This window comes from Halobacterium salinarum DSM 3754 (assembly GCF_008124605.1).
In the GTDB taxonomy this organism is placed as follows: Archaea; Halobacteriota; Halobacteria; order Halobacteriales; family Halobacteriaceae; genus Halobacterium; species Halobacterium salinarum.
On record NZ_VRYN01000028.1, the window covers coordinates 1 to 4,997 of the forward strand.

The 4,997-nt window shown below is 55.2% G+C and carries 5 protein-coding genes and 1 pseudogene; 2 read left to right on the forward strand and 4 right to left on the reverse strand.

What is annotated here, in order from left to right; all coding sequences use genetic code 11:
• Positions 1–22 precede the first annotated feature (22 nt).
• Positions 23–1,015, reverse strand: a complete 993-nt coding sequence (locus APQ99_RS12325; RefSeq protein WP_015298782.1) for an IS5-like element ISNpe16 family transposase — start codon at positions 1,013–1,015, stop codon at positions 23–25.
• A gap of 185 nt (positions 1,016–1,200) precedes the next feature.
• Between APQ99_RS12325 and APQ99_RS12330 the strand changes: the two genes are divergently transcribed.
• Positions 1,201–1,761, forward strand: coding sequence for a TATA-box-binding protein (locus tag APQ99_RS12330; RefSeq protein ID WP_136361163.1), 561 nt, complete (start codon positions 1,201–1,203; stop codon positions 1,759–1,761).
• Positions 1,762–1,850: 89 nt separating this feature from the next.
• Here APQ99_RS12330 and APQ99_RS12335 read toward each other — a convergent pair whose 3' ends face one another.
• Positions 1,851–2,132 (reverse strand): PadR family transcriptional regulator, encoded by a 282-nt coding sequence (locus APQ99_RS12335; RefSeq protein ID WP_136361164.1) that lies wholly within the window; start codon positions 2,130–2,132, stop codon positions 1,851–1,853.
• Positions 2,133–2,227: 95 nt separating this feature from the next.
• Between APQ99_RS12335 and APQ99_RS12340 the strand changes: the two genes are divergently transcribed.
• Positions 2,228–3,228 (forward strand): IS630 family transposase gene (locus APQ99_RS12340; protein ID WP_136361165.1). Its coding sequence is split into 2 segments (ribosomal slippage): positions 2,228–2,720 and positions 2,720–3,228, totalling 1,002 coding nucleotides; the frame shifts between segments, so codons are not numbered across the junction.
• Here APQ99_RS12340 and APQ99_RS12345 read toward each other — a convergent pair.
• The gene (locus tag APQ99_RS12345) at positions 3,206–4,675 is read right to left on the reverse strand and encodes an amidase (protein WP_136361166.1); all 1,470 of its coding nucleotides are present in this window, start codon (positions 4,673–4,675) and stop codon (positions 3,206–3,208) included. The two genes, APQ99_RS12340 and APQ99_RS12345, sit on opposite strands and share 23 nt — an antisense overlap.
• 28 nt (positions 4,676–4,703) lie before the next feature.
• Positions 4,704–4,904 (reverse strand): annotated as a pseudogene (locus tag APQ99_RS12350) (transcription initiation factor IIB); the annotation flags it as partial.
• Positions 4,905–4,997 lie beyond the last annotated feature (93 nt).

Consider the following 4,997-nt stretch of genomic DNA (forward strand, 5'->3'; position numbering starts at 1 on the left):
AGAGGGTGTCATAGAACTCTTGTCACACCGTGATGATCGTGCTTCCCGGATTATCTCCTCGTTCGTAGTTGGTGATCGCAATAACGAGACGCAGACACAACGACAGGAACACTTGTGCTCGTGCATGGACGCGGCCTCGGGCGTGGACGTGCCCGAGGCCGCAGTCCTTGACTGCGTCGTTAGTTCGTTCGACGCCTGTCCGGCGGTTGTACGTCTCATCTAACGTCGATTGCTTCAACTTCACGTCCTTGCTGTGTTCTTTGATACGGTCTTCGACCCTGTACTCTATGTCCAGTGGATCGTCGGTATTGCGTGCGTTGTACGGGGCGATTGGCACGACTCCTGCGGTCAGCAGGTAGTCGTGCCAATCGAGTGTGTCATAGGCGCTGTCTCCAAGCATCCAGATCGGAGTGTCGACGGCGAGCGCGTCACGCGTGACGCGCATCGCCGTCTCTTCTGGCGCTTGTTTGCTCTCGGTGAATTCCGCTGCAATCGGGATCTTTGAACCAGTCGAAACGATCGTGCAGCCGTAGCCGTAGTAGTACTCTTCAGCCGTTGGATCGTAGCATTTCGACGCGTCTTGATCGGCTGGCATCGTTCTCACGTCTGTCGAATCAATCGAGTAGGTCAAGTCGAGCAGGCCCCGCAAGGCGGCCTGCTCGACGAGGTGGTCGAAAATCTCGTCGATGACGTGTTCGAGATCGGTGAGGAAACGATCGACCGCGTCTCTCGACGGCGGTCGATCGAAGCCACAGCTGAGCCAGACGACTGTGTTGTTCAGTTCTCGCGCAACCGGACGAATGCCGTAGATATCCTTGTAGTAGCAGTGCAGAAACCCACGCATCATCTCGGGTGGTTCGTGGTCTCGTGTTCGCCCCGTCTCCGCCGGGGCGAACACGTCGAATTCTTCGAGAAACTCGAAGGAGAGATGCTCGAACAGCGCTAGCGTCTCCGTCTCCACGGCATTGAAGAACGTCTCTACCGTAGGATTATCTTGCAGGGTCGCTGGGCTCATACCACCTCAGCGTTCACCCTGCTCTCTGGTATGAGAACGGTTCTATGACACCCTCATAGAAACAGTTACTGAATGGAACATCTGTACTTAGCGGCCTATACCCGAATCGATTAGCCGTTGAGGGCCTCACCAGCGCCACACATTTCCACCCGCTATTTAAGTGAGTTGTCCGAGAAATACTCTGTATGAGCACTCTGGCGGACACGATTCACATCGAGAACGTCGTTGCATCCAGCGATATCGGCCAAGAACTCGCCCTCGACCAACTCTCCACAGACCTTCCCGGCGCGGAGTACAACCCCGAGGACTTTCCTGGAATCGTCTACCGCCTCCAGGAGCCGAAGTCAGCCACGCTGATCTTCCGGTCGGGGAAAGTCGTCTGCACCGGCGCGAAAAGCGTCGATGACGTTCACGAAGCCCTCGAGATCGTGTTTGAGGACATCCGCGAGTTAGGCATCGATGTCTCGAGTAATCCGCCGATTGAGGTGCAGAATATCGTCTCCAGTGCCGATCTCAAGCAATCGTTGAACTTGAACGCGATTGCGATCGGTCTGGGGTTGGAGCAAATAGAGTATGAACCCGAACAGTTTCCTGGCCTCGTCTACCGCCTTGAGGACCCCGACGTCGTCGTTCTCCTCTTCGGCAGTGGGAAACTCGTGATTACCGGTGCAAATGAATCTGAGGACGCACAGTCCGCACTGAAACACGTCGAAGACCGCCTCACTGAACTCGGCCTGCTTGAGTGAGTCCACGGAGCCATCAAGCGACTACCACGCGAAGGGGGCAGTGTTGCTGGAGTGAGTGACACCCATTCCTGAACGCTGGAAATGGGGTGTTACTCGGTGAAGTCGACGTACTGGGTCTCCCAGTCGCGACGAGCAGTAATCTCGCGGCGGCCACGCCGGGTGAGCGTATAGGAGTTTGTGCGCTTGTCGAGCTGTCCTTTCTCTACGAGGCCTTTGTCGACGAGGTCGTCGAGATTCGGATAGAGCCGCCCATGATTGATTTCTTGCTCGTAGTAGTCCTCGAGTTCGTCCTTGACTGCGAGCCCATGTGGTTCCTCAAGCCCAGTAATTACATACAAGATGTCCCGCTGGAATCCAGTTAAATCATGCATTCGTCTATGTGCCCTTCGACTGGGTTAAATAAGTCCCCTCTGATATCCTATAGTAACCGGTAGAACTTTTTACTCAGAGATAGTTGCAATAGCTAATGAATCATCTCGACGAGATCACCGTCGAGGAATTGCAAGACGCTCTCGACAACGTGGACGGAAAGAAGCCGACACAACGGCTCTTAGCGGTAATCGCGTACAAGAATGGTGTCACGCAGACCGAGCTAGCCGAGTGGTACGACGTGCAGCGACGGACAATCTACAGCTGGCTCAAGCGACTCGACACTGACGAGTCGCTTGAGCAAGCCGTTTCTGATGATAAACGAACTGGGAGAAAGCGTAAACTCTCAGAATCACAGCAGAAAGAATTCGAAGAAACCGTTCACGACCCACCGAGCGAGGTCGGGATCGACGCGCCGGCGTGGACGCCGGCGCTTGCTCAAGAGTATCTCGAAGAAACATACGGCGCTGAGTATTCAATCCCGAGTTGTCGGCGGTTGCTGAAAGAAGCGGGATTGAGCTATCAAAAACCACGCTGTTCAGCCGCCGAAGCCGATGAAGACGAGCAAGAAGCGTTCCACGACGAGCTCAAAAAAAGCGGCGGGAAATGGACGCCACCGTAGTCTGTATCGGCCAAACCAAGAAATCCGTCCAAGTTGAGCCGCGTGCCGCGTGGTTTCCACAGGGCACGCGGCCCTCGGTCGAGCTTTCAGGCCAACGTGATTGGACGTGTCTACTGGGCGCGATCACCGAGGACGGTGATCGCTTCTTCTCTCGGTTCACCGAGTACGTCACGGCCGAACACGCAAAGCATTTCATTTTAGCATTATGTGATGAATTCGAAGATGATTTGATCGTCGTGTTGGACGGAGCCCCGTATTTTCAGGCGTCGGCCGTCACGGACCTGGCAGCCCGTGACGACCTCGCCTTCGTGACGTTACCCTCGTATTCACCGGAGATGAATCCGGTCGAAGAATGCTGGAGACAGCTGCAAAAGGCACTAAGCAACCGATTCTTTGACTCACTCGACGAGCTAACAACAGCGATCGACACCGCTCTCGACAAACTCTCTGTTCCTAACGTGAGCAATTACTTCTAGTGTTTACTATAGGATACTGATCTGTCCACGGCCGGACCCGCTCCATCGCAGCGGCGACGCTCAGAATGTCTTCCTCGGCAAATCGTCGGCCAACAATCTGCAATCCAACAGGGAGGCCATCGTTGGTAAGTCCGGCCGGAATTGATGCCACAGGGTGGCCGGTCATGTTAAACACCCACGTCAACATGACGTCTGTCGGTACACCCATCACTGAGTGTCCGTCAATCTCCGTTGGATAGCCGTCAGCGAGACGTTTACTGTAAGGTGGAACAGTAAGAGTTGGTGTCACGAGGACATCGTAGCCAGCCAATGTGTCCTGAATTTCCTCGTATGCAGCAGTGCGAGGTACGTTCTGTAACCGGTCGGTGGCAGCGTCTGTTTCCGTTCCTAATGCGATTGTCGAATGTACTGTATCTTCGACGTCGGCGGTCGCAAAGTCGATGTCGTATCGGTCTCCGAGATGTTGGGCGAACGCACTGAAAAAGACGCCGACCTGTGTAACATACGCCATCGACAGGTCCTCATAAGACGGCAGTGAGAGGTCGACAGTATCAACAGTAGCGCCAGCAGCCGCCAACTCTGTAACAGCGTCGTCGACCGTCTCACGCACCACTGGTGAGACCGGCTGCAAGTCCAGATTCGGGCTATACGCAACTGAGAGCTCAGTAGTTGGTCGATCAGTCGCTCCCGTGTAGTCTGTCTCTGGTTGAGGAACGCTGAATGGATCACTATCATCTTGACCCGCAAGGACATCAAGCAAAACCGCCGTATCTTCGACGGTCCGTGCCATTGGTCCACCAACAAAAAACGGGGAGTGCGTATTAAAGCCATCACGGGGGACGCGCTCGGGGACGAGTCCGAGCGTCGGCTTCAGCCCGACGACGTTACAGCAGGAGGCGGGTACTCGGAGTGAGCCACCGATGTCTGATCCGGTCGCGAGCGGTACCACACCGGCCGCAAGCGCCGCTGCAGACCCACCGGAAGACCCACCAGCGGACCGGTCATGGTCGAACGGTGTCGGAGTCGCTCCGACAAGCTTGTTCTCCGTCTTGATGGTGTGACCAAGGGCTGGCGTATTGGTCGTCCCCACGATCACTGCTCCTGCAGCTTCCAGCCGCTCAACCGTGATGGAATCGTCGTCCGCCACATTATCAGCCAACGGTGCGAGCCCCATCGTATGCCGGACCCCCGCCTTTCGGGTCCGAAGGTCCTTGATTGCGACCGGCACGCCATGGAGTGGGCCGAGATCATCACCACGTTCGGCTGCATCGTCGGCCATTCGAGCACGGTTCCGTGCCGATTCTTCGGTTACCGTAATAAACGCGTTCAACTCATCGATCGCCTCAATACGGTCAAGAACTGACTCAAGGAGATCCAGAGCAGACTGCCTTCCAGTCCGGATCTCACACGCAAGGTCGCGTACCGAGACGGCTGTGGGTTTGGTCATGTCTCTTGGATGAATTTCGTAGCCATTTCTACTGGTGTATATCTAACATTTCAATCTGTTCTTGGTATCGGTTCCGAATAGTTACTTCGGTCACTTGCGCCACGTCTGCTACCTCGTGTTGTGTGCGTTTCTCGTTACAGAGCAATGCGGCGGCATAAATTGCAGCTGCAGCGAATCCAGATGGGCCACGTCCCGATAGTAACGGATCAGCAGTTTCCTCGATAATCTCAGTACATCACAAAGCCGCTTAGTTAGAACGTCTGCTTGCTGAAGGTGTGTCTACGACCCAGCAAGCAGACAGTGAGATTCACGAGGACCAGCT

Bases quoted from the DNA above. Each gene is read 5' to 3' on its own strand.
- APQ99_RS12325 (WP_015298782.1), bottom strand. From the start codon at position 1,015: ATGAGCCCAGCGACCCTGCAAGATAATCCTACGGTAGAGACGTTCTTC.
- APQ99_RS12330 (WP_136361163.1), top strand. From the start codon at position 1,201: ATGAGCACTCTGGCGGACACGATTCACATCGAGAACGTCGTTGCATCC.
- APQ99_RS12335 (WP_136361164.1), bottom strand. From the start codon at position 2,132: ATGCATGATTTAACTGGATTCCAGCGGGACATCTTGTATGTAATTACT.
- APQ99_RS12345 (WP_136361166.1), bottom strand. From the start codon at position 4,675: ATGACCAAACCCACAGCCGTCTCGGTACGCGACCTTGCGTGTGAGATC.